The organism is Planctomycetia bacterium (assembly GCA_021413845.1).
Lineage (GTDB): Bacteria > Planctomycetota > Planctomycetia > Pirellulales > PNKZ01 > PNKZ01.
In genome coordinates, this window is sequence record JAIOPP010000094.1 from 127,120 (window position 1) to 152,074 (window position 24,955).

Consider the following 24,955-nt stretch of genomic DNA (forward strand, 5'->3'; position numbering starts at 1 on the left):
AGCTTGCGCGAAAGAACGGCGGCGAGGTTAATCGGCCAGTAGGTCTTTCATAAACAAGCTCTTCAACTCGAAGCACCCTTCCACGACGATCGACTCTCCCTCTTTCAACCCCGCTGCGACTTCGACATACGGCTTGATCGTCCTCCCGAGCCGCACTTCGCGCCGCTCGAATTCATCGTCGCCGATCAGGACGTAAACGTAATTCTGCTCCTGTCGCTGCACGGCCGATTCCGGAATCTGCACGCGCGCCGCCGATTCGCCGATCGGCAGGCGAACGTCGACGAACATCCCCGGCTTAAGCAAATGCTCGTTGTTCTGCGCGACGGCGATCAGTGTGACGGCCCGCGTTTTCTCATCCACTTCGTCTCCCATGTGAAACAGCTCGGCCGTGAATTCGCGGTCGGGATAGCCGGCGGAATGAAACTTCAGCGGTTTGTCCGACATGCGCAATAGCGACGAAAGGTCTTTCTCGAACACCGCCGCATGAATCCAAACTTTCGCGAGGTCCGTGATCTCATACAACTGATGCGCCGGGCCGACGTGCTCCGACAACACTGCATGCTTCTCGACCACGGTTCCGTCAAACGGCGCGCGAATCGGGTAGTGCGCCATCTTTTCTCCTTCGGCCAGCGGGTCCATCGCGTCGATCTCTTTCTCGCCGTAGCCGAGAATCAAAAGCGAAGCCCGGCTCATCCGTTCGGCGGTGAGGGCTTCTTGCAGTTTTTGATCGGCCTCGATCCGCTTCTGCTTCGTCGTGAATTTCAATTGCTCGACGATCGCTTGGTAAGTCGCCGCGGCCGATTCGTACTCGGCCTTGGAGCGAATGAAATCTTTCTCGACGCCGACGTTCTGCGCGCGCAACGTCTTCAACCGTTCGTAGTCGGCCTGCGTTTGATGACGTTTCGCATACGACGAGATCAGCAGTTGCCGATTGTCGCCCATCGGCTGGTCTCGAATTTGCGAATCGAGCGTCGTTACTTCGGGCCCTTGCTCTAGCAAGTTGGTCAACGCCAACGTATTGGTCATGATCGTTTCCGACCACTGGTGCGTCGTCTTGGCGAAGCCGAGGTTCATCCGGTTGCGAACCAAGTCGAGCTTCGCTTGGCCGACCTCCTTGCTGTCGACGATCGCCAGCACGTCGCCGGCTTTCACCGCTTGGCCGAGTCGCACTTTCGCCTCGCGCAGCACTCCCTCGACCTGGGAATAGATATGCGCCAGCCGTTCTTCGTCGACCGCGAGCTTCCCCGTCACGGAAAGGACGTCGTTCAACGCGAGATGCCGCACCGGCTCGACCCGCACACCGGCCGCTCCCCAGCGCGAGCGCTCGAAGCGCACCCGATCGACGGCCGGAAGCTTCGGTTGTTCGGCAACCGCCGCTGCGGTCGGGCTTGCGTTTCCGTTCTCATTGCCGTTCCCGTTCAAGGAACGAACTTCGCCGCCGGCCTTGCGCCAATTCAAGACCATGAAGCCGAGCAGCAGTAGAGCGACGGTGGCGAGCGTGAGCTCGAACCAAGTGCGGCGAGATACGAGCGGGGGGGCGATGCGCGTCGTCATAGGGTTTCGTCGATTGTGCGAAGTGCCGGCCTGTTTTAAGTTACAGCATCGAAGTTACTTGAACGCTCGTCGTCCGTATGCCGGGCATTCCCCACCGCCCGCAAATCGGCGTGCCGGGGAAACCCCTGCAAGCTTTCATTCTTGATCCTTATGGAATCGCAATTCATCGCTTGGCTTCGCTCGCGCTTGCCTCCGGCAACGGCCGGCGTGCTCGTCGGGCCCGGCGATGATGCCGCGGTCCTGGCGCAGTCGGAGCAGGGGGATACAGTCGTCACGACCGATATGCTGATGGATGGGGTCGATTTTCGGCTCGCCGAAGCCGACCCTCGGCGGATCGGCCGCAAAGCGCTGGCCGTGAACCTGAGCGACCTCGCCGCGATGGGCTCGATTCCGACGGCCGTCGTCGTGAGCCTCGCACTTCCGCACGCCGGCGGCTTCGCGCTCGCTCAAGAACTTTACGAAGGGCTGTTGCCGCTCGCCGCGGAGTTCGATGTCGCCGTGGTCGGGGGAGATACGAACACTTGGCAGGGGCCGTTGGTGCTGAGCATCACGGCGCTCGGACGAACCACAAAGCGTGGGCCCCTCTTGCGCAGCGGAGCCCGAGCCGGCGATGTGATCGTGGCGACCGGCGAGTTCGGCGGCAGCATCTTGGGAAAGCATTTCGATTTCACGCCGCGCGTGCGCGAAGCGCTCGTGCTCGCCGAACGCTACGAAGTCCATGCCGCGATGGATGTGAGCGACGGTCTCTCGCTCGACCTGAGCCGGATGTGCAGCGAGAGCGGCTGCGGAGCCGTGCTCCGGCCGGATGCGATTCCGATCTCGGAAGACGCCCGCCGACTCGCCGCGCGCGATGCGGCAACCGGCTCGGCGCTGGAACATGCGCTGAGCGACGGCGAAGACTTCGAGCTACTCCTGGCGATGCCGGCCGAAGCGGCCGCGCGGGCGATTCGCGACCGGCCGTTCGCCGCGCGCTTAACGATCGTCGGCGAGTTCACGGCCGAGCGTGGCTTGTGGAGCCTCGACGCTGCCGACGCACGCGTTCCTCTCGCACCGCGCGGCTATGAACATCGAATGACATGAGCATGGCACAATCGTTGATCTACGAATCGCATAGCGAAGCCGACACGCACGCGCTCGGCCTTCGGCTCGGCGCGCTGCTGCCCGACGGCATCGTCGTGGCTTTGAACGGTCCGCTCGGTGCCGGCAAGACTCGGCTCGTGCAAGCGATCGCCGCGGCACGCGGGATCGACGCGCGCGACGTCGTGAGCCCGACCTACACGCTTGTGCAAGAGTATCGCGGACCGCGCCCCGTGTTTCATTTCGATGCCTATCGTCTGCACGACGACGATGAGTTTCTGAACCTCGGGCCGGAGGAATACTTCGTGGCCGGCGGGGTGACGATCATCGAATGGGCCGAGAAGGTGCAAGCGTGCTTACCGCGCGAGTTCCTCCAGATCACGATCCGCCCGTTCCATGCGACGGGGCGCGAGTTTACGTTCCTGGGCCATGGTACGGCGGCGGACGAAGTGGTGCGGCAATTGAAGCCGGCACCTGAAACGCTCTCGTAAAAAGCCTGACGCCAAATCGTCGCCCGGCGGATATACTCAGCGAACACCGCACCTATTTTCGAGAGCCGAGGGCGTCATGTCGCGATTCTTGCGTCTTGCATCGTTTACGTTGCTGCTGCTTTCGTCGGCCTTCGCCGGCGCGGCCGAGCCGGCTTACTTTTCCGTTGCCGTCGGCGATCTCGACATCAGCGAAGGAAAGCTTGCCGACGATACCGAGTTGACCGGCTATTCTTGGAGCCGGATGTCGACATCGCTACCTTATATCGTGCTCGACGGGGAAGGGGAGGCGTTTTGGTATGCGACGAGCGATTCCGGCTTCGGCGGCGGATTTCGCTTGAATGAAGACCGCGCACAACGCGGCGTGATCGCCGTCCGCTTGCCGCATGGAAGTCGGGGCGTGTCGGGCCGATTCTTTTATCCGAAGCGCGACTTCAATTCCTACGACGTCGTGAAGTTCAAAATCGGGGCCGATAAGGCGACGGCCGAAAAGCGGAAGGATTTTCTTACCGCCAAGCTGGATCATTATCAAAAATTGCAATCGCGCAACATTCCCGGCGCGGCTTGGTTTCGTCATGAGGGGCGCGAAGCGTCGATCGAATTGAACGGCAAGGCTTCGACGAACAGCCCGATCCCGACGGCTTCGAGAGGCTTGTTTCAACCCGGCGACGACTTCGACGACACCTATTCGCTGTTCTCGGGCAATCGAGCCATCAGCGAAAACCTGCAACTCGATCGGGTGTTGCCTGCGGCACGCGCCGGCGATGCGGCGGACGGCGGAGTCGTGGCGCTTAGCTCGATCGAAGGGGTCACGGTCAAGGAGATCGATTGGAAGCCGCTGTTGAAAGACAAGCAGCCGGCGCTCGATCCGCTGGCGACGAACGTACCGGCCGACCAGCATGTGATCTTCTTTGCCGGCTTCGAGTCGATGATGCTGTTGGCCGATGAGGCCGATCGACAAGGAACCCCCTTGCTGCAAGCCGCCGAGCCGCAGAGCCAGCAGGTGAACGTGCTCGAGCGCTACCAACGGCAGATCGGCCTCGGGCGAACCGCGCTCGGTCGGATGCTAGGGCCGCAAGTGATCCGCAGCGTCGCGATCACCGGCAGCGATGCTTACTTCCGCATCGGCACTGATTTCGCGATCGTCTTCGAGCCGCAAGACGGCGGTGCGTTGAAGCTCGCGCTGCTTGGTCAGATCACAAGTAACACGGCTGCCGAAAAGGGGCTGACGAAAGCGGGCGGCGAGTACGGCGGTGTCTCTTATACCGCGTGGCAAACGCCCGACCGTGTCGTGAGCAGTTACCTCGCCGATCTCGGAAAAGCGGCCGTCGTGACGAACTCGCTCGCGCAATTGAAGCGGCTCATCGACGTGCAACAAGGAAAGACGCCGGCCATCGCCTCGCTCGACGAATACCGCTTCTTCCGCGATCGCTACAAGCTCGGCGAAGGAAACGAAACGGCGTTTCTCTTCTTGAGCGACGCGACGATTCGCCGCTGGTGCGGCCCGCGCTGGCGGATCGGCGACTCGCGTCGCGTGCGCGATCTGGGCGTGTTGGCCGAGTTGCAGGCGGCGAATTTGCCTAAGCTCGCCGCGGGCAAAGTCGAGCCGAGCTTGATCTCGACCGACTTGCAATTCTCGTCCTCCGGAGAAGTCCGCCTGACGACCGATGGCGTGACGTCGAGCACTCTGGGGTCGCTCGAGTTCATGACTCCGATTATCGAACTCCCGCTTGAACGGGTCACGAAGGCCGAAGCCACGGCTTATGAACGATGGCGCGACGGATATCAACGGAACTTCAGTTGGGCCTTCGATCCGATCGCGCTGCGGTTCACGGTCGACGCCGGCAAGCTTGCGGCGGATCTCACCGTGATGCCGCTTATCGACAACACCGAATACCGGGAAGCAATCGCACTCTCGCGCGGCGCGAAATTGAAAGACGACTCGGCCGATCCGCATGGTGCCGCGGTGCAGGTCGCTTTCGCGCTGAACAAAGAGGCGGCGGTCGTGAAGCAGTACGCCGGCATGGCGTCGATCTTCGTGCCGCAGTTGAAAGTCGATTTGCTCTCTTGGATCGGAAGTTGGATTTCGATCTACGCCGACGACTCGCCGATTTGGGAAGAGATCGCGAAGCTCAAGACCGAAAAAGAGATGCAAGAGTTCGTACGAGGCCGAGGTTACGACCTGCCGGTGGCGTTGAGCGTGGAAGTCTCCAGCGCATTCAAGGCGACCGCGTTTCTCGTCGGCATTCGAGCCTTCATCGAGCAAACCGGTCCCGGCATGACGATCTGGGAGAATAAGCAAGTCGGCGAAGACTCGTACGTGAAAATTTCCCCGTCGCCGAAGGCGATCCCGCGGGATCAGCCGGAGTCGAAGATCGCGATCTACTACGCGCTGACGGCCGAATCGCTCACGATCTCGCCGAACGAAAAGCTGATTCAAGACGTGCTGGCGCGGAAAGGGGTGCGCGATGCGAAGCCGGAGGGGGCTGCGAAACCGCAAGCGAAGGGCGATCCGAAGGCGAGTGCCGCTAGTGCGACTTGGCTGGGGGAGAATCTTTGTTTGGAGATGACGAACCTCGCGTTGCAAGTGTTCGCAGGGCTTTCGGCGCGCGAATATCAGAACAACTTGCAGCGGCTCGCCTGGGACAATCTGCCGATCTTAAACGAAATGCATCGGCTCTATCCGCAGCAAGATCCGATCGAACTGCACGAGCGCCTGTGGGGCGTGCGGCTCACGTGCCCTGGCGGCGGGAAATACGTTTGGAACGACACCTGGCAAACGATGGAGTCGACCCTCTACGGCCATCCCGGCGAACCAAAACTCGGCTCCGGCGCACCGCCGCAACTAAGCGACTTCTCACGCGTACGCTTCGGCCTCACGTTCGAAGAACAAGGTCTGCGAGCGCGCGGCGAGCTGACGCGGAAGAAGAAGTGAAATCGGTGAGGTCCCGTACTTACTCGCCCGGATACGGTACTTCTTCGCCGCGAATCTGGCACAGAGCGTTATGAGCGGCGCGCTGTTCCGATTCCTTCTTGTTGCGGCCCCAGGCCGGCGAGTAGCGATTGCGGCCGATCACCGCGGCGATCTGGAAGCACTTACTGTGGTCGGGCCCTTTTTCGTCGAGCAGTTGATAGGTCGGCGTGCTGCCGTATTCGCGCTGCGAGAGGTGCTGCAAGAGCGACTTATAGTTCCCGGCGTTTTCCCCTCCGACCGCGATATCGATCTCCGGCGCAATGTGCCGTTCGATCATCGAGCGGGCCGCTTCATGTCCGCCGTCGAGATACACGGCCGCGATGAGCGACTCGAATACGTCGGCCAAGAGGGACGACGGCAAGCCATCGGCGACGGCCATTCCTTTGCCGAGCAATAGGAACTCATCGAGCCCGAGCGACTCGCTGACCTTCGCGCAAGTTTGCCGGCTGACGACGACCGATTTGATCTTCGTAAGCTCCCCTTCGAGATATTCGGGGAAGCGCGTGTAGAGCATCTCGCAAATGACGGCCCCGAGAATCGAGTCGCCGAGGAATTCGAGGCGCTCGTTCGAGGCGAGGCGATGCTGAGCGCCCGAGGCGTGCGTCAACGCGTTGCGGAGCATCTGCCGATCGCGGAAGACGTAGCCGATTTTTTGTTCGCAGCGGCCGAAGAGTTCATCAGCCTCGGAAAGGATCGGCTCGTTGACGATCGACGGACAGACGGAGTCGTTCGGACCCATAGTTTTTTGCGTTGAACATGGGAAGGAGCACCGAGCGCTTTCGTCTGCCGGCATTAGCGCCGGAGAAAGCCGCGGAGCCCGTTCCCTTATTCAACATCGTTCCGGAGGGAGAGGGAGGAAGGTAGCGAATCTAATCCAACCCTAATTGGCGTAGGGAGTTTTGTCAAGGAAAGTGCTTGTTTCAGGGCCTCGTCGAAGCTTGGCGTAAGTGATGGCGCAGCCCTGTTTTAGCGAGAATCGATAGGAGTCCACGGAAACAACTCGTCTTGCCCGCTCAGGGCCGGCCGGGCGAACATGAATCTCTGCAAGATTGCCCGCGCTGCGGAAACGATAAGAGGTAGACGCGTGTACAACCACGCGCAGCAGTCCGAGTCGATGACGACGATTTAAGCAAACAGCGTCGACGCGAGTTCCGTAGAAACATGAATTAAGGTCGCGACAAGGTTCGTGTTTCTCCGGAAGCTGGGTCCGACGTGCGAGGTCGAAGTAAGTTGCCGAATCAGTTCGCCGTAAGAACTTTTTAAAAATCCGTTCGCGTGTTCACAGGGAGGAAATGAAATGACGTTGCACCAATTCACAAAACGCAGATCGCTGCTCGGCACGGGCATCTTGACGCTGGCTGTCGCAAGCGGCGGATTGCTGTGGAGAGAAGCGCATACCGTAGCGCAAGGGCCGGCGATCGTGCCGAATACGCCGGCCAACGCGGAAGCGAAGTCGCATGCCAACGGGCTCTCGCACGCTTTCCGCAGCGCCGCGACGACCATCTTGCCGACGGTCGTTACGATCGAGACTTCGACGAAGGCTAAGGTCGTGCGTAGCGACGGCCGACGCCCGAACATGGGCCCTCTGAATCCGCGCGGCGGTGCCGGCGGCGAGAATCCGTTTAAGGGGACGCCGTTCGAAGAGTTCTTCAACCAGCACGGCATGGAAGGCTTCCGCGGCGGCGATGGCCCGCAACGCTCGCCCCGTTCCGACGGAGCCGGTTCCGGCGTGATCATCGACAAGAGCGGCGTGATCCTTACGAACAACCATGTGGTGCGTGGCGCGGATGTCGTCACGGTCCGCTTGGCCGATGGTCGGGAATTCAAAGGGGTCGACATCAAGACCGACCCTCAGACCGATCTCGCGATCGTCCGCATCGAAGGGGCCGAGGACTTGAAAGCGGCCAAATTAGGGGACTCCGATAGCCTCGAGATCGGCGATTGGGTCATCGCGGTCGGCAATCCGTTCGGCCTCGAGCAAACGGTGAGTGCGGGCATCATCAGCGGCAAGGGTCGGAGCATCGGTGCGGCGCAGCGTGCCAACTTCCTGCAAACCGATGCCGCGATCAACCCGGGCAACTCCGGTGGCCCGCTCGTCAATCTCGACGGTGAGATCATCGGCATCAACACGGCCATCGCCTCCAACGGCGGCGGCAACGACGGCATCGGGTTCGCAGTTCCTTCGAGCTTGGCGAAGTGGATCGTGCCGCAGCTCATGTCGAAGAGCGGTGCGGTCGAGCGAGCCTATCTCGGCGTCGGCATCGAGCAGATGAATAGCGAACTCGCCGGCAAGTTCGGCGTGCAACGAGGCACCGGCGTGCTCATCACCGAAGTCCATCCGAACACTCCGGCCGCCGATGCCGGTTTGAAGGAAGGGGACATCATCCTCGACTACAACGGCGTGAAGGTGCATACGCCGCGCGAGTTGCAAGAAGTGGTCGAGCGCACCGTGTTGAACACCAAGCAAAAGGCCAACGTGCTTCGCGACGGTAAGTCGATCGTCGTCGAAGTGACGGCCCGAGCCTTGCCGAAAGACTTCGGTCGCACCGCACGGCTCGACCCGGCCGAAGAACCGGGTCCGTCGAAGAACGAGTCTGTCGCCAGCAAGGAACTCGGCGTCGAGGTCGCGAAGATGGGTGCCGACGAAGCCAAGCAACTCGGCTTTGAGGGCTATAAGGGAGTGCTGATCACGAACGTCGATCCCGAGAGCCTGGCTCAAGAGGCCGGGCTGCGGGAAGGGATGCTGATCCGCAAAGTAGGCCAACAAGACGTCACCTCGCCGGAGGAATTCCAAGCGGCTGTCGAGAAGCAGCCGGTTGCCGACGGGGTCTTGCTGCTCGTTCGCACGGCGAACGGAAACCGATACGTCGTGCTGAAGAATAAGTAATCGATGCACGATGGTCGCTGGGGGCTATTTGCCGCCGGCGGAAGGCTGAAAACGGGGGGCCGAGCGGACGCTGTGAAGTGTCCGCTCGGCCCTTTGCGTTGGCATGGCTGGAAACGATGAAATGCCGGTTTTACGAGACGAAAAGGGGAAAACCAGTGGCGAAAAGTCGGTTCGCCGGCGGGGGGCTACTAACCGGTTTGCTTGACTCATTCCTAAGCCGGCCAAACAATAACGATGTACTTCCGCCGGAGTAGGTATGTGTTGATCGCCGAACACGCCCGGCCGGACCCGCATGGTGTCAGAGGTTTGAGAAATGTCCGGTTTCCCACGCGTAGCCGTCGGCTCTTTGGGAAATCATCCGTCGCCGAGCCCGATCGTCTGGGCCTTGGCCGGCTTCCTCACGCAGCAGGGACGACAGGTTCGGCACTTCTTTTCGCGCGCCTGCTACTGCTCGCTTCAAGGAGCGCTGACGTCGACCGGCATGGCCTCGCGCTACATGGACTCTTGGCTGACCGGCCGCGACGACTGCCGAAGCCTCCTGGCCGAGTCGTATCAATCGGCTGAGTTTGCTCTCTTCGAAGGTTCCTTCGCCGAGTCTCGTTCTGCCGGCGAACCTGCAAGCGATGGTTATTCCGGCAGCGAACCGCACTCGAATTCCGAACGCTTGGCTCGCGGCGGCAACCTCGACGCGCTTTGTCGCATGCTCGATCTTCCTCGGTTGATCGTGCTCGATGCGGCTCAGGCCGTCGATTGTCGTATCCCGTCTCGACCGGAAGCGGTCGACGGCGTCCTCGTCGATGGCCTCCTCGAAGACTCCCACTTCGTTCGTATTCAAACTTGCTTGGAAGGGGCCTGGGGCGTGCCGGTCGTCGGAGGGTTGCGCCGCAACGAGGCCGTGCGACAGCGGCTGGCGAGCCTACCGCCCGCGAGCGTCGTCCCGAAAGAAACGTGCGACCTACTGGTTCGCTCCTTCGCCGACTTCGCGCAACCGAGCCTGCTCGAGTCGATCACGCGGCGCGCCAACTTGCCGACGTTTCCGGCGCGCTCCGAAACGCCGCACGAATTCGCCGGCGGTTCGTTCCGGCCGACGATTGCCGTGGCGTACGACGACGCGTTTTGCGGCTACTTCGCCGACATGCTCGAATCGCTTGAGCGACATGGTGCCAAAGTCGTCGATTTCTCTCCGCTCGGCGATGAAGCCTTGCCCGAGCGTACCGACGTGGTGTTGCTCGGCTGCGGGCGACCCGACGTCCATGCCGAAGCGCTGGCGACGAACCATTGCATGATGTCGTCGCTACGCAATTTCGCCCGTCGCGGCGGGCGCATCTATGCCGAAGGGGGCGGTTTGGCCTATCTCGGGCGAACGTTGCGCTCGGTCGCCGGCGCTTCGTTTCCGATGGTCAACCTGTTTCCGTTAGCGGCCGCACGGCGCGAATCGCACGCCGCTCCGGAGCCGATCGAGCTCACGGTCGAGGCGGAGAACTGGTTGCTGCCGGTCGGCGAATCGCTTCGCGCGTATCGGAGCGATCATTGGAAGTTCGACGTGCTGGAAGCGTCGGATGCGCTCTGCCGGGTCGACGACGAGCCCGGCCTGTTTCGTGCGGGCAACGCGCTCGGCGGCCGGCTGCAAATGCATCTCTCGGCTCAGCCTTCGCTCTTACGGAGCTTCTTTCAGCCTGCCGTGGCGGCGCCGTTTCACACGGTCGGCGTCGGCTGACCGACGTACAGGTCGAGCACGCGGCTCTGCACCTTGATCGCTCGAAACAATAGAAACAGCTCTTCGTACGATAACTCCGTCGGGCTTTCTTGCGCCAGCGTTTCCAACTCTTCCGTCATCGCCGCATGCTGGTCGGTCACCGATTGCAGCCGCAGGCCGGTTCGGCGCCATTGTTCGTACAGCCGTTCTTCTTCGAACAATTCGTCGAGGTCTTCGACACTGTTCGCCAACAGCAAACAAAGCCGCGCGACTTCGCGTGCCGAGGCGTCGGGCTGCAGCTCTTCGATTCTCGACGCCAAGTCGCGGCATGTCATCATTAGCGAAGTTCCTGAAGCCGATCGGCTGGAAGACGTGATCGCGCATCGACGACGAGCGTCGTTCGATTTGCGTGGCCCCGGCGGCTCGGCCGGGTTAATAGAAACCCTAGTTCGAGAATCGGCAGGAGGCAAAAAAGGTCGGCGAAAATGAGCATCTTCGGCCAAAGGGGCTCCGCTCCGTCGTCATAACCGAACCGAACGCCGCCGCCCGTGTCTTGCCATCGCGGGCCTCGCGCCGCTTCAGCGCCCCATGAGCAGGCCCGCGAGCAACCCGACGGCGACGATCGTTTCGACGGCTCCCGCGATCTGTAGCGCCCGCGTGTCCGACTCGACGAGCATTCGCTTGAATTGCTCGGGAAACACGGTCAGCACGAACCCTTCGAGCAAGAAGATCGAAGCCGCGACTGAAGTGACCCAACCGACGGAATTCATAACGCTGCTCACAGTGAAAGAGGCTCGCCGCCGCATGCTCCGCCGCCTCGGGCAAGTTCGCCGCTTGTGACTCGGATGCGTACCGATATAATCGCAGTTTACCTAATTTTTCAACTAACAGCGTATGGCACACCTCGGCGTCAACATCGATCACGTGGCGACGGTTCGGCAAGCTCGCCGCACCTATGAGCCCGACCCCGTTTGGGCCGCCGCGCTGGCCGAACTCGGCGGCGCCGACGGAATCACCCTGCACCTGCGCGAAGATCGCCGCCACATTCAAGACCGCGATCTGCGCGTCTTGCGCGACACGGTCACGGTGAAGCTCAACTTGGAAATGGCTTGCGACGCCGCGGTGACGCAGATCGCGTGCGAGGTGAAGCCGGACCAAGTAACGTTGGTCCCTGAGAGTCGACAAGAAGTGACGACCGAAGGAGGGCTCGACGTCGTCGGCCTTCGCGACCGCACCGCGGAAACGATCCGCCGGTTGCACGATGCCGGAATCATCGTCAGCCTGTTCCTCGATGCCGATCCGAAGCAAATTGCCTTGGGCAAGGAGCTCGGTGCCGATGCCGTCGAACTGCATACCGGCTGCTACGCGCTTGCGAAAGGCGGAGCCCGTGCCACGGAGCTGGCGAAGCTGACGGCCGCCGCCAAGCAGATCGGGGCCGCGGGGATGACGTTGCACGCCGGTCACGGGCTCAACTACCAAAACGTTCGTCCGATCGCCGATTTGCCCGCGATCGACGAGCTCAACATCGGCCACAGCATCGTCGCTCGCGCGATCATGGTCGGCTTTCGAGAAGCGGTGCGCGAGATGAAGGAATTGATCAAGTAACCGAACTGATTCACACATTGCAACGATTCGAAATATCGACACGATTCGAACTAACGTAACGAGCAGCAACCATGAGCACTAAAGGCGAAGCCTACGCCGGACTATCCGTCGCGATCACCACTCCGTTTCTGAACGACGAAGTCGACTACGCGCGGCTCCGCGAGCAGGTTGAGTTTCAAATCGCGGCCGGCACGAAATGCGTCGTTCCCGTCGGCACCACCGGCGAATGCCCGACCTTGTCACACGAAGAACACGAACGGGTCGTGGCGGAAGTCGTGCAGATCGCGGCGGGGCGCATCCTCGTGATGGCAGGGACCGGCTCGAACAGCACGCGTGAAGCGCTCCGCCTCTCGAAGCGTGCCGAAAAAGATGGCGCCGACTCGCTGCTGATCGTCGCTCCCTATTACAACAAGCCGACGCAGGAAGGCTTCTATCAACACTACAAGGCGCTCGCCGAAGCAGTCGGCTTACCGCTCTGCGTGTACAACATTCCCGGCCGAACCGGCAAGAACATCGAGCCGGAAACGATCTGCCGGATGGCGGAACTCCCGAACATCGCGATGGTCAAAGAGGCGACCGGCCAACTCGATCAAGCCTCGCAGATCGCCGTGGCTACCGACCTCACGATCCTCTCCGGCGACGACAGTCTGACGCTACCGCTCATGTCGGTCGGCGGTCGGGGCGTAATCTCCGTCGTCGGCAATATCATTCCGCAAGATATGATCGCGCTTTGCAAAGCGTTCGATTCCGGCAACTTCGCCGAGGCCCTCCGGTTGCATAAGAAATTGTTTCCGCTCTGTCGCGATATGCTCGGGCTCTCGACGAACCCGATTCCGATCAAGACCGCGATGCGCCTGCTCGGCCGCGACACCGGCGAACTCCGTCTTCCGATGACGCAACTCTCCGGCGCCGAAGAAGCGAAGCTCCGCACGACGCTGATCAAGTACGGCGTGTTGGGCTAAGCCGGCGACGGAAGCAACAGCGCAAGCCGAGGATCGTACGATGCCGCGCGCTCTGTTGCTCTGTGAATATCCCGCGCTGAACGGCGGCGAACGCTCGCTGCTGGCCGTATTGCCGACGTTGCAGCAGGCCGGCTGGGAGTTCGACGCTTGGTGTCCCGGCTCGGGCCCCATTGTCGAAGCCTTCACGGCAATCGGCATTCGCTGCATTGCGCAGCGGCCCATTCTCGATCCACGCTCGAGTCTCGAAGAGCGCCGCGCCGATCTGCGAAGCGTGCTCGCGGCCGGCCCGCCGTACGACTTGGTGCATGCCAACAGTCTCGCGATGGGGCGCTTAAGCGGCCCGGTCGTCGAGCAGGCAAAAGTGCCGAGCATTGCGCACTTGCGCGATATCGTCGGCTTGAACCACGCGGCCGTCGCGGATTTGAACCGGCATCCGCGTCTCCTGGCCGTCTCCGAGGCCGTCCAGCGGCATCACATCGGGCAAGGCCTTGCCGCCGAGCAGACCGACGTACTTTACAACGGCATCGATCTCGCCCGGTTTCACCCGGCGACCTCGACCTTGTACTTGCAGCGCGAACTCGGCCTGGCGGCGACTGCGCGCCTCGTCGGAATCGTCGGCCAGTTGATCTTACGAAAAGGGCAGAACATCGCCCTCGCGGCCACGATCGAGAGTATGCTCATGCGCAACGACGTACATGTCGTCGTGATCGGCACGCGGCATTCCGAGAAACCGGAAACGATCGCCTTCGAGCGAGAACTGCATGCGGCCGCGGCACGTCTCGGGCCGGCGCAGCGCATCCATTTTCTCGGCACGCGCACCGACATGCCCCGTCTTTTTCCGGAACTCTCCCTGCTCGTTCACACCGCGCGGCAAGAACCGCTCGGCCGAGTCTTGCTCGAAGCCTCGGCGTGCGGCGTTCCGGTCGTCGCGACCGATGTCGGCGGTACGCGCGAGATTTATCAGCGCGAAGAGCGCGACGGAGCGCTGTTCGTTCCGGTCGGCGACGTCGCCGCAACGCATTCCGCGCTCGATCGCATTCTCGACGACCGCGCCCTCGCAACAAAAATGTCGATCGCGGGTCGCACTCGAATCGTCGAAGCATTCTCCGCCGAGCGATCGGCGGCTGGGTTGTTGCGGCACTACACCGAAGTAGCGGGCCGTCGGCCGTAACGCACGGTTAATCCTCCGCCTTGCTCCCGTCGCCGCACATCTTCACCACGCGCGGATCGAAGCGGGCCACGACGTCGACCAAGTCTTGCTGCTCGCGCATGACGTCGAGGATGTTTTTGTAAACGCCCGGCACTTCATCGGCGCCGGCCGAGAGGACCCGCACGCCGCGGTTCGCCAAATCTTTCTGCACCGCGCGCCAAGTGTATTTCGACTTGGCCGCGGTGCGCGACATGCGCCGGCCCGCGCCGTGCGAGGCGGAGTCGATGCTCGCGGCGTTTCCTTTTCCGCGGACGACGAAAGCCGGATCGGCCATCGAGCCGGGAATGACGCCGAGCACTCCCTTGCCGGCCGGGGTCGCTCCTTTGCGATGCACGATCAGTTCCCGGCCGGCGTGCGTTTCCTTCCAGGCGAAATTGTGATGGTTCTCTACGCCGGCGACGATCTCGGCACCGACGAGCGCCGCGACGTTGCGATGGATGCAGTCGTGATTCGCGGCGGCGTATTCTCCCATCAGGTTCATCGAGTCCCAGTATTCGCGCCCTTCCTCGGTATCGAGATCGAGCCAGGCGAGGCGTCCGACCGCCTCGTATTTGCGCGGCAGCTTCGCGCGGGCGATGTTGCTGAACACCGAACACACGGCCGCGCCGGTGCCGCGGCTGCCGCTATGCGTGAGCAAGGCGACGTAGCGCCCCGGCGCGAGGCGGAGTTGTTCGTCGCCGGTGTCGAGCGTCAGCACGCCGAACTCGGCGAAATGGTTGCCGGAGCCCGAGGTGCCGAGTTGCCGCCAGGCCTTGTCTTTGTTTTCGCGCACGACGCGGCTCACGGTCCAATCCAGATCCATGACGGCGTGCTTCAGCGGCTTGGCGAACTCGCCGCCGACGCCGAACCGCGTTCCCTTCTCGAGCGCCGTGTCGAAACGCTCGGCTTGCTTTTCTTCGTCGAGCCGGCTCGCGGGAAGATCGAACACCGACAGCTTCATGCGGCATGCGATATCGACCCCGACGGCATACGGCACCACGGCGTTGTCGAGCGCCAGCACGCCGCCGATCGGCAGACCGTAGCCGATGTGCGCGTCGGGCATCAGCGCCCCGGCGACGACGTTCGGCAGCGAGCAGGCGGCTTTCATCTGGTCGAACGAGCCTTGATCGATCCCGGCCGCGCCCCACGTGCGAAAGTCGATGGCGGCGGTCGGCGTCCAGGGATCGCCGTAGTCGATCAACTCTTGCGCCAGCCGGCCGAAGAGCGCGTCGTCGAGGTGATCGCCGGGCGCTTCCGCGACGGCGCGAATCGTCTTCTTGATGTCCATCGTGCGGAGCAGTCCCGCCTCGGCTGCCGTGTGAATCGCTTGCAGAGCGGCATTCACGCAGGCCGGCGGAACTCCGAGTTTTTCCAACTGACGAGGATTCATCGCAAGACCGCCGGGCCCAACTGTAAACGGAGACTGCAAACGAATGGAACGAAGTCATCTATCCCAGTGATAGAAGAGACAATCGCTGGAGACGAGGTTCGCGCGCGGCGAAGAAAAGCCGGGCGAGTAGCGCCGCTCCGCAGTTGCGTTATGCGACAGCACTGTTAGGCGGCTTCGTCGACCATCAGCTCGGCGGCCGGCGGCGGCATCGGGCAGTCGAGTGCGTCCGCGATGGTACGGAGAAGCTCTCCTTCGTCGATCGTCATGCGGCCGTCGGCTCCGATCACCGCGGCGCAAGCTTCGAGAACCGGTTGCTTCACCGCGCCCGACGAGCGAGACAGGGCATCGAGCGCCGTGTCGACGGCCGCGAAGCCGCACTCGCTGCGCGAGGCGATCGGCTGGCGGAACTCTTCGCCGAGCTTGGCCTGCCCGGCTTCGTAGAAGGCATCGATTTCGTTCTGCGTATCGTCGGAGCCGGCGTAAGCGGTCGCCGAGAGCAACACGGCGACTTGGTCGGCGACGTCTCCCAGGCGTTTGTAAACGACTTTCTTCGGCGGCTTCGGCCGGAAGAAATCGACCAGATGCTTGATGATCATCCGCTGCAAGCAGTATTCGAACATGCTGACTCGCCGATCGGCGCGAATCAGCCCGACGACGGTTTTGCGGAACAGATCGAATTGGGGCGGCGTAAGGCGCCGCAAGGCAGACATCGCGATCTGCGCCATCGGCAGCCGGGCGGCGGCACCCATGGGTGCGACGAATTCAACATACTCGCTCACGTCGCCGGCCGTCGCTTCGTCGAACGCATCGGCGATCAAGCGCAGGCCCGGCTCGTCGTCGGCCGGGTCTGCTTGCAGCAAGAGTGCGTAGAGCACCTGCGTTGCGCCGAGCGGATCGTGCAAGGCTTCGCCGAGTTTCTCGGGAATCCGGTCGAGCAAGGCCGCGGCGAACTCGAAATGTTTCGTCGACGGTTCGCCGACGTTCGCCACCGCGCCCGCCGCCGACAACGAGCGCGGCATAGATGGAGCCGCGGCGCCGGCAAGATTCGCCATTGCCGCTTCGCCCGCCAACACGCCGCCGAACACAGCGGGAAACGGCGACCGCTTCCCCGCACCCGACTTCTTCTTTTTTTCCGGAACGGCAGCCGGCTGCGTTTCCTCCGGCCACTGGAGCTTGTCTTTGGCGAAGTCGCCGTTGAAGGTCGGTTCGATGCGCTGGATGCGCTCGAGCAGCGGAGGATGGGTGGAGAGCATGCTGAGGAAACTGGCTTTCATGCCGTTGCCGAAAAACATGTGGCTCGCTTGCTCGGCCTGTTCGCTCTGGATGCGCGAACCGAGCGCTCCGATTTTCTTGAGCGCTCCGGCGATTCCCTCGGGATTGCGCGTGAACTGCACGGCCGAGGCGTCGGCCAAATATTCTCGCTGCCTCGACACGGCGCTCTTGATCAGATGGCCGAAGAAGACCCCGATGTAGCCGATCACGTAGAGCCCGAGCCCGACGACGAAGAACGCGAGCATGACTCCGCCGCTGTCGCTTTTCTTGTCGCTGCTCGAACTACTGCTTGAGGACGACGACGACGTTCGGGTCGACATCATCATGCGCATCACGATGTAGCCGATCATGCTCAGCAGCAAAATGCCGTAGAGCACGCCGATCAGGCGAAGATTGAGCCGCATGTCGCCGTTGAGAATGTGGCTGTATTCGTGGGCGATCACCCCTTGCAGCTCGTCGCGGGTGAGCGCGCTGACGGTGCCGCGCGTCACTCCGATCACGGCGTCGGCCGGCGAGAACCCGGCGGCGAACGCGTTGACCCCCGATTCTTGATCCATCAAGTAGACCGGAGGAACCGGCATGCCCGAGGCGAGGGCCATTTCTTCGACGATATTCAACAGCCGGCGTTCTTGCAGATCGCGCGTGGATGCATCGAGCAACCGGCCGCCGAGCAATTCGGCCACGCTCTTACCGCCGGCACGGAGCGAAGCCGAGCGATAGAGGCTTCCCGCCCCGATCACGCCGCCGACGCCGATGAGCGTGGCGACGAACAGCTTCGGGTTCCAAAGTCCCCGATAGTCGATCGGTTGGTTTTCTTTTTCCTTGCCGAAGACGATCAAGGTCGCGAACAGCAGGTAGATGCTGAGGACGATCGTGATGACGGCTAGCACGAACAGGTAGACCAGTCGCCCGGTCTTGCGTCGGGCATCGTCTTGATGCTCAAAAAAATTCATTGCGACTCATTCGCTCGCCTGAAGATCGAAACACAGGACCGGAAACGAACGGCGCGCTTAGAACGTCACCTTCGGGGCGTTGCGTTCGGAGGCGACTTCGATCTCGAAGAGTTTCGCTTCCGTGAAGCCGGCGAATCCGGCCACGATCACGTTCGGGAACGTTTCGCGGCTCGTGTTGTACGAAGTGACGGCGTCGTTGTAGCCTTGTCGCGAGAACGCGACTTTGTTTTCCGTCGAGGTGAGCTCCTCTTGAAGTTGCGCCATGTTTTGATTGGCCTTCAAGTCGGGATAGCTTTCGGCAAGGGCGAACATCCGCGACATTGTGCCGCCGAGTTGCGCTTCGGCCGACATCAAGCCTTGCATCGCCGCCGGATCTCCGGGCGATGCGGAGGCCTTTTGATTCGCCGAGACGGCTTGGTTGCGCGCCGCGATCACGGCTTCGAGCGTTTCGCGCTCGTGCTTCATATAGCCCTTAGCGACTTCGACGAGATTCGGAATCAGGTCGTTGCGGCGCTTCAATTGGACGTCGATCTGCGCGTAGGCGTTTTTGAAGCGATTGCGCAGCGTGACCAGCGTGTTGTAAATGCCGATGAAATACATCAACACCAACAGCGCAAAGCCTGCGACACCGAGTAAGATCATCGTGTTCGTCGACAATTCGGCCAGCAGCGACATGGAAAGGCTCCGTGTTTCAGGGTGAATAGCAGGGAATAGATCGTGCGGCGACGAGGGAAATGTGGCGTATGCGATCGCTCGGGCCGAGCCGCAACGTCGGAATGTCGCAAGCCCCGCATTCGACGACGCCGGTAATGTACCTTGCAAGTTCGTAACTGTATAGAATACGGTCGTCGCAATCCGTAGGCATTGTTATCCGTAGGACTTGGTTCGGCGTGCCGTGTTGATCGGCCGGAAGTCGGTTTGCGCGCGGCGTCGAGCACCGCGCGGCCGAGCAGGATTATGAGTGCTTCGCGGCTCGCGTTCGTTTCTTGGAAAAAGAGGACGTTTTTCGATGTCGAGCGCAGAATCGGATCGCAACGTGTTGTTCGGGATGACGGCGTGGCGATTGGGCATCGTCGACCGCGAAGCGCTCATGGCTGCGATGTACGAATGCACGGTCGCGCCGAGCAGCAGCCTGGCCGAGGTGCTCAAACGGATGGGCAAGCTTAGCGATCGAGATCGAAAGCGGGTCGAAGAAGCGCTCGCCGCTTCGCCCGGCACGGCACCGCACGACCCGGCCGGTACGCTCGATGAGGCCGGAGCCGATCCGGCGCGGACCATCGAGACCTTCGACTCGGCCGAGTCGTTGCGCAGCGTGCTGTGCGACATCGTCTCCGGCCGGCCGCATGCCACGCTCGCGGCGTCCGACGTCGTGTTGGCGAGCGATAAGACGGTCGCCGGCCACCAGACGCTCGACGAGGATTCGGGCGATGCGGCGAATTCTTCGGCCGGAGCCGCGACGACGCCGAACGGCAAGTCGCGCTTCCGCATCTTGCGCCCGCATGCGCGAGGCGGGCTCGGCGAGGTGTTCGTCGCGATGGACGAAGAAGTCAAACGAGAAGTGGCCCTCAAGCAAATCTTGCCGCGACAAGCGGACAACGATACGAGCCGCACCCGCTTTATGATCGAAGCCGAAGTGACCGGCAGCTTGGAGCATCCTGGCGTGGTGCCGGTTTACGGGCTCGGGAAGCAGATCGACGGTCGTCCGTATTACGCGATGCGCTTCATTCGCGGCATGAGCCTGGAAGATGCGATCGAGCAGTATCACGCGGCGGGCTTCTTGCCTAAGTCGGATCCTGCGGCCCGTGCGCTTGAGCTGCGCAACTTGCTCACGCGCTTCGTCGCGGTCTGCAATACGATCGAATACGCGCATAGCCGCGGCATCGCGCATCGCGATATTAAGCCGGAAAATATCATGCTCGGCCCTTACGGCGAAACGCTCGTCGTCGACTGGGGGCTCGCGCGTCCGTTCGGCGACGTGCATGTGCATGCCGACTCGGACGACGATTCGGGCGTCGGCTCCTCGATTTCCGCGAGCACGACCAACCGCCCGACGCAGATGGGCTCGATTGTCGGCACGCCGCAATTCATGAGCCCTGAACAAGCGATGGGGCGGCTCGATTTGGTCGGCCCGGCGAGCGACGTCTATAGCCTAGGTGCGACTCTCTATTGCTTGCTCACCGACCAGGCCGCGTTCATCGCCGCGGATGTGCGCAAGGTTTTGATGGATGTGCAGCGCGGGGTGTTTCCGCCGCCGCGGCAAGTGAAACGCGACGTGCCGATCGGGCTCGACGCCGTGTGTCGCAAAGCGATGTCGCTCAAGCCGGAAGACCGCTACTCGGCGGCGAAGACGCTGGCCGACGATATCGAAAAGTGGTTGGCCGACGAGCCGGTCTCGGCGTTGCCGGAATCGCGGCTGCAGCGCTGGCAACGCTGGACTCGGCGGCACAAGACCTGGACGCGCGCGGCGGCCGTGGCGATCGTCGCCGTGGCGACGGTCGCCGGGACGGCGTACGTGCGCGAAGCGGGCTTGCGCAGCGATTTGCAAACCGCGTTGGCGGACGAAGAGCTGGCGCGGAACGAAGCCGAGAAGGCCCGTCGCCGCGCCGATGAGAATGCCGACATCGCGAAGCAGGAGCAGCTCCGTGCCATGGCTCACGCCGAGCGCGCAGAGCAACAGAGTCGGCTCGCGTTGGCGACGTTGAAGTCGGTGTTGTTCGATATTCAAGCGAAGTTGAAGAACGTGCCGGCCGCGCAAACGGTGCGGCAAAGCATGCTCAACACCGTGATCGACGGCTTGAAGCAAGCGGCCGGGAGTTTGAAGAACGCTCCGGAAGCGGATCAAAGCCTCGTTCGCGCGCATCTCGATCTCGGCGATATCTTCTTAGATGCCGGAGCGCTCGACGGCGGAAACGCTACCGATCTGGCGGAAAAAGAGTTCGCGATCGCCGAAGAGCTGGCCGGCAAACGCTTCGCCGCCGACGCGACCGATAACGTTGCGCGGCGCGATCTCGGTTCCGCTTACCAGCGGCTCGGCGACGTCAGCTTGCGCCGCGGGCTGCCGGTTCGTGCTTTGCCGCTGTTGGAGAAGTCGCTCGCGCTGCGCGCGGCGGCCGGCATCGAGCGGCCCGACGATGCGGCCGTGCAGCGCGATCTGGCCGCGACCGTGCAACGCCTCGGGCTCGTGAATCAAGAGATGGGGAAGCTCGACGCCGCAGAAGATTTTTATTTGCAGTTTCAGGCGATCACGAAGAAGCTCGTCGACAAACATCCCGGCAAGTCGGAGCACGATCGCGATTTGGCAGTGGCGCATGAACGCTTGGGAGACCTGCGATTGTCGAAGGGAGACGTCGCCGAGGCCGACGAATATTTCAAGCAAAGCCTGGAAGTGCGGCGTAAGCTCGTCGAAGGGGCGCCGGAAAACGTCGTCGCCGTACGCGATCTGTCTGTGACGTTGGATCGGCTCGGCGAGTTGGCTGCGCAGCGCGGCGACTTTCCCGCGGCGGAAGACTTCTACCAGCAGAGCTTGAAGCTGCGGAAGACGTTGTACGAAGACGATCCCAACAATATGCAGTCGTTGCGCGATTTGTTGGTGTCGTACGTGCAGCTCGGCGACATTTCGTTCCGACGCGATAAGCTGAGCGAGGCCGAAGATTATTTTCTCTTCAATCATGAAATCGCGCAGCAGCTTGCTGCAAGCGATCCGGCGAATGCCCGCTTTCAAAGCGATTTGGCTTCCTCGTTCGATCGCTTGGGCAAGGTGAGCGAGCGAAAGAATCAACCGAAGCAGGCCCTCGATCATTATCGAAAGCGGGCGGCGATTCTCGGCAAGCTCGCCAAAGAAGATCCGACAAATCTCCAATGGCAGCGGGAACTTTCGACGGGACTCTTCGCCGTCGGAGACACATCGCTCTTGCTCGGCGACTTGGCGACGGCCCGCGATTCCTTTGCGGCCTATGCCGAGTTGGCGAAGAGCCGGCTGGCGGCGAAGGCCGACGATGCGCAACTGCAGCGAACCGTTTCGGACGCTTGCTTCCGAGTCGGCATGGTCGAGCTGCGCCTCGGCGACACGGCAACGGCGGCGAAGCAACTGCAAGCGTCGATCGACCTGGCGCAGAAGTTCGTCGCTGCCGCGCCACAGGATGTTTCGCGACGTTCGTTTCTCGCGAACGTCGAAACCTTGATGGCGCAGCAAGCCTGGCAAGCGCGCAACGCGTCGGCAGCCGGCACGTGGAGCGATCAAGCGATCGAGCAGGTTAGCACACTTCGGACGCAAGCCGCCGAGAAAGATCGGAAGCAGTACGACGAATGGATCGCCGAGCTGACGACGCTGAAAACCCGTTGCGCGCTCGCCGAGAAAGCGACCGCCGACGCGACGCTGCTGGAAAAACAAGATCCGGCCTTGCTCGGCGATCTGCTCGATTTTCGCATCACGACCTTAACGGCGGCGAAGAAGTACGACGAAGCGCGAGCGGCCGTCGAGCGGCTCGCGACTTTAGACGCGCGGAACGGCGACTATTCGTTCTTGGCCGCGAAGCGCAGCGCGCAACTAGCGGTCGTAGATCCGATGAACTCCGAAAAACAGATCGAACGTGCGCTCGCGCTGCTGACGCAGGCTTACGATGCCGGCTACTTCCGGAGTTTGGAGAATGCCGCGCGGTTCGAGTTCGCTCCCGAGCTAAAATCGCTGCAAGGCAAACCGGCCGTGCAAGAACTGTTGCGCAAGGTGCGGAAAGACTCGAAGCCCGACGAAGGGGTGAAGCCGGGAGATGCGAAGGTCACGACCGTGCGCTACGGCTTTTCGGCGGACTTGTCGTAGTCGCACGGAGAGAAAGGGCGCGTGGCATCGAAGGCCACGCCGCCGACCATGATGCTACCGTCGCCGGCCGCTACCGGAAATTTGAACGACTCCCACACGACCGGCGACGAGCTTCCGACCGGAGCCGACTCCAAGTAGCGGTGTGCTTGACCGGTTTGCAAGACCTCGAGATCGTGTTGCCGTACGGCGGTTGCGACGTCGTGCGCGAACAGGGCGAAGTCGTCGTGGCCGATCACTTGTTCCTCGCGGAACTTCAAGACGCCGTAGAAACATTGGTTGACGTAGACGTAGCGCCCGTCGGAATCCTTGAGCCAAGCCAGCATCGGCACATGATCCATGAACGACTGAAACCGGCTCCGGCTTTCCGTCAATTCGCGAAGCTCGCGCTTTCGCTCCGTGATGTCGGTCGCGATGCCGCACAACGACGACTCCGGACCTTCCGCGCCGGGAATCAAAAACTTCACGGCCAAATAAGATCGTAGTTCGCCGTTCGTCGGCACGGTCTCTTCGACCGTGATCGGCACTCCCTCGGCGCGCACCGCGCGATCGTTCGCCATCAACGAGTCGGCGACCTCGGGAGGATAAAGATCGTAGGGCGACTTGCCTAAGAACGTACGACGATCGACGTGAAACAGTTCTTCGAAGCGGTTGTTGACGAGCTCGTAACGCCCGAGATGATCTTTGACGAAGATCACGGTCGAGGTTCGATCGAGGATCGCCTGCAGCCGCTCCTTCGACTTGCGCAGCGCCGCCTCGGCCCGCGCGCGCTCGACCGAGGCCGCTTCCGCAGGGTCTAAGGTCGGCAGCACGGCGGAGACGATGGTTCCCTTGCCGATCACGCTCTTGATGTCGGCATTGCCGCCGATCGCCGTGGCCCGTTCGCGAATGCCGCGCAGCCCGAACTCTCCGTCGGCGGCCGCGGCGACGTCGAAGCCTCGGCCGCGATCGGTCACGGTGACGGTAATGCGCTCGGCGGTGCATTGAATCTCAATGTCGGCCTGCTCGGTGTTGCCGTGCCGACGGACGTTGGACAGAGATTCCTGCACGATGCGATAGATCGTCATTTCGATCGCAGGCGACCAACGCCGGTCGCCGATGCCGTTGACGAAGACGACGTTCAATCCATGGTGCGCGTTCTCGACGACGAGCCCTTCGATCGCCGCGGCGACGCCGAGGTCGTCGAGCGTGGCGGGGCGAATGCCGGCGATCATGCGGCGCGTCTCGGCGAGCACTTCGCCGAGCAGGCGATGCGCTTCGCGCAGCTCGCGACTGACGGTTTCGTCGAACGAGGCGGTGCTCAGCGCCGAATCCAAATGCATGTTCGCCGCGATCACGCTCTGTACGGTGCCGTCGTGGATATCGTGCGAGATGAACTTGCGCTCGAGCTCTTGAACCTGCAGCACCTTCTTCAAAAAGCCGTGTTGAGCCTTGAGCCGGTCTTCCGTTTCGACGCGCTGTTTGATCTCGCGCCGTAGCGCTTCGTTGAGCCGCGTGAGCTCGGCCGTGCGCGCGGCGACGGTCGCTTCCAGCTCGTTGCGGGCCCGCTCTTTTTCCAACGCCGACGCTTTCGCGAACGTGACGTCTTCCGCGATCCCGCCCATGAACCTCAGGCCGAGTGCGGCGTCGCGGCAATGAAAAAGGTAACCCCATAGCCAGCGCACTTCGCCGTCGGGACGAACGATCCGGTATTCGAGCGGAGGATGAGGGTGAGTCGCATTTTCGAAATAAGTTTGCGCCAACCTAGCGACCGATTCACGATCGTCGGGATGCAAGGTCTCATGCCAGAACGAGGGAGAATCGTAAAGGCGTTGTCGCGAGCAGCCCCAGATCTCATCGAACTTCGGGCTCACGTAGAGGGTCTTCGTGGCGTCGATCGAGAAAGCGATGAAGACGCGGCCCGATTGCTCGATCGAGCTGCGAATGAAATCGGCGTCGAGCGTGAACTCGGGCAAGCGCCGGAGCACCTCGGCTTCGGAAAGGCTTCCGAAGTCGAGCGCCGCGGATTCGGCAAGCGTTCCGTGTTCGGTCATTTGTCTTGAAGACCGGGGGCGTGAATGAAACTCCGAACGTCCTTCGTGAATCTCCGGCTCGA

Annotated in this window: 17 protein-coding genes; 9 read left to right on the forward strand and 8 right to left on the reverse strand. The window is 62.1% G+C overall.

Features of this window, described 5'->3' with window-relative positions:
• Positions 1-27: 27 nt before the first annotated feature.
• Positions 28-1,554, reverse strand: coding sequence for an efflux RND transporter periplasmic adaptor subunit (locus K8U03_17395; protein ID MCE9606667.1), 1,527 nt, complete (start codon positions 1,552-1,554; stop codon positions 28-30).
• A gap of 144 nt (positions 1,555-1,698) precedes the next feature.
• Here K8U03_17395 and thiL point away from each other — a divergent pair, with 144 nt between their 5' ends.
• From thiL to K8U03_17410, 3 genes are all read left to right on the forward strand, one after another.
• Positions 1,699-2,634, forward strand: a complete 936-nt coding sequence (gene thiL / locus K8U03_17400; protein MCE9606668.1) for a thiamine-phosphate kinase — start codon at positions 1,699-1,701, stop codon at positions 2,632-2,634.
• Positions 2,631-3,122 carry a tRNA (adenosine(37)-N6)-threonylcarbamoyltransferase complex ATPase subunit type 1 TsaE gene (gene tsaE, locus K8U03_17405; GenBank protein MCE9606669.1) on the forward strand — a complete coding sequence of 164 codons (492 nt, stop codon included), beginning with the start codon at positions 2,631-2,633 and terminating at the stop codon, positions 3,120-3,122. Before thiL ends, tsaE begins: the two co-directional genes overlap by 4 nt.
• Before the next feature lie 76 nt (positions 3,123-3,198).
• The gene (locus tag K8U03_17410) at positions 3,199-6,054 is read left to right on the forward strand and encodes a hypothetical protein (GenBank protein MCE9606670.1); all 2,856 of its coding nucleotides are present in this window, start codon (positions 3,199-3,201) and stop codon (positions 6,052-6,054) included.
• A gap of 19 nt (positions 6,055-6,073) precedes the next feature.
• Here K8U03_17410 and rnc read toward each other — a convergent pair whose 3' ends face one another.
• Positions 6,074-6,832, reverse strand: a complete 759-nt coding sequence (rnc, locus tag K8U03_17415; protein MCE9606671.1) for a ribonuclease III — start codon at positions 6,830-6,832, stop codon at positions 6,074-6,076.
• Between the two features lie 558 nt (positions 6,833-7,390).
• On the opposite strand from rnc, the gene K8U03_17420 reads away from it, so the two are divergent.
• The gene (locus K8U03_17420) at positions 7,391-8,980 is read left to right on the forward strand and encodes a Do family serine endopeptidase (protein ID MCE9606672.1); all 1,590 of its coding nucleotides are present in this window, start codon (positions 7,391-7,393) and stop codon (positions 8,978-8,980) included.
• Between the two features lie 313 nt (positions 8,981-9,293).
• Positions 9,294-10,697 (forward strand): hypothetical protein, encoded by a 1,404-nt coding sequence (locus K8U03_17425; GenBank protein ID MCE9606673.1) that lies wholly within the window; start codon positions 9,294-9,296, stop codon positions 10,695-10,697.
• Here the strand turns inward: K8U03_17425 and K8U03_17430 are convergent.
• Both K8U03_17430 and K8U03_17435 read right to left on the reverse strand, forming a co-directional pair.
• Positions 10,676-11,011, reverse strand: a complete 336-nt coding sequence (locus K8U03_17430; protein ID MCE9606674.1) for a hypothetical protein — start codon at positions 11,009-11,011, stop codon at positions 10,676-10,678. The genes K8U03_17425 and K8U03_17430 overlap by 22 nt on opposite strands.
• 243 nt (positions 11,012-11,254) lie before the next feature.
• Complete coding sequence (locus K8U03_17435) at positions 11,255-11,446, reverse strand: hypothetical protein (GenBank protein ID MCE9606675.1); 192 nt, start codon at positions 11,444-11,446, stop codon at positions 11,255-11,257.
• Positions 11,447-11,570: 124 nt separating this feature from the next.
• Between K8U03_17435 and K8U03_17440 the strand changes: the two genes are divergently transcribed.
• From K8U03_17440 to K8U03_17450, 3 genes are all read left to right on the forward strand, one after another.
• A complete protein-coding gene (locus tag K8U03_17440; protein MCE9606676.1) occupies positions 11,571-12,281 on the forward strand; it encodes a pyridoxine 5'-phosphate synthase in 711 nt (236 codons plus the stop codon).
• Between the two features lie 71 nt (positions 12,282-12,352).
• The gene (gene dapA / locus K8U03_17445; GenBank protein MCE9606677.1) at positions 12,353-13,243 is read left to right on the forward strand and encodes a 4-hydroxy-tetrahydrodipicolinate synthase; all 891 of its coding nucleotides are present in this window, start codon (positions 12,353-12,355) and stop codon (positions 13,241-13,243) included.
• Between the two features lie 40 nt (positions 13,244-13,283).
• Positions 13,284-14,414: a glycosyltransferase family 4 protein gene (locus K8U03_17450; GenBank protein MCE9606678.1), complete on the forward strand. Its 1,131-nt coding sequence runs from the start codon at positions 13,284-13,286 to the stop codon at positions 14,412-14,414.
• Between the two features lie 7 nt (positions 14,415-14,421).
• Here K8U03_17450 and K8U03_17455 read toward each other — a convergent pair whose 3' ends face one another.
• The 3 genes from K8U03_17455 to K8U03_17465 form a co-directional block, all read right to left on the reverse strand.
• Positions 14,422-15,822, reverse strand: coding sequence for an RtcB family protein (locus tag K8U03_17455; protein MCE9606679.1), 1,401 nt, complete (start codon positions 15,820-15,822; stop codon positions 14,422-14,424).
• Positions 15,823-15,986: 164 nt separating this feature from the next.
• Positions 15,987-18,047: a M48 family metalloprotease gene (locus tag K8U03_17460; protein MCE9606680.1), complete on the reverse strand. Its 2,061-nt coding sequence runs from the start codon at positions 18,045-18,047 to the stop codon at positions 15,987-15,989.
• A 57-nt stretch (positions 18,048-18,104) separates the two neighbouring features.
• Positions 18,105-18,722 (reverse strand): LemA family protein, encoded by a 618-nt coding sequence (locus K8U03_17465; GenBank protein MCE9606681.1) that lies wholly within the window; start codon positions 18,720-18,722, stop codon positions 18,105-18,107.
• A 334-nt stretch (positions 18,723-19,056) separates the two neighbouring features.
• Between K8U03_17465 and K8U03_17470 the strand changes: the two genes are divergently transcribed.
• On the forward strand, positions 19,057-22,863 hold the full coding sequence (locus K8U03_17470; GenBank protein MCE9606682.1) for a tetratricopeptide repeat protein: 3,807 nt from the start codon (positions 19,057-19,059) through the stop codon (positions 22,861-22,863).
• On the opposite strand, the gene K8U03_17475 is transcribed toward K8U03_17470, so the two are convergent.
• On the reverse strand, positions 22,836-24,893 hold the full coding sequence (locus tag K8U03_17475; protein MCE9606683.1) for a PAS domain-containing protein: 2,058 nt from the start codon (positions 24,891-24,893) through the stop codon (positions 22,836-22,838). The genes K8U03_17470 and K8U03_17475 overlap by 28 nt on opposite strands.
• Positions 24,894-24,955: the final 62 nt, after the last annotated feature.